This is a genomic window from Limosilactobacillus albertensis (assembly GCF_014145555.1).
In the GTDB taxonomy this organism is placed as follows: Bacteria; Bacillota; Bacilli; order Lactobacillales; family Lactobacillaceae; genus Limosilactobacillus; species Limosilactobacillus albertensis.
This window is the reverse complement of sequence record NZ_JACIVD010000010.1, coordinates 1-237: the sequence shown is the minus strand read 5'-3', so window position 1 is coordinate 237 and position 237 is coordinate 1. Positions and strand designations below refer to the sequence as shown.

Annotated in this window: 1 rRNA gene; it reads left to right on the top strand. The window is 47.7% G+C overall.

Annotated features, from left to right (window positions below):
• Nucleotides 1–33: 33 nt before the first annotated feature.
• A 23S ribosomal RNA gene (locus H5S41_RS00105) occupies nucleotides 34–237 on the top strand; the annotation flags it as partial.

Sequence of the window (237 nt, the reverse complement as noted above, 5' to 3'; positions counted from 1 at the left end):
ACTCAATTAATCAAAGCAGTCGAAGACTGCTAAGGTTAAGTTATGAAGGGCGCATGGTGAATGCCTTGGTACTAGGAGCCGATGAAGGACGGGACTAACACCGATATGCTTCGGGGAGTGGTAAGTACGCTTTGATCCGGAGATTTCCGAATGGGGCAACCCAATCAGCTTAGTCGCTGATTACTTGACTAGTGAATCCATAGCTGGCAAGAGGTAGACGCAGTGAACTGAAACATC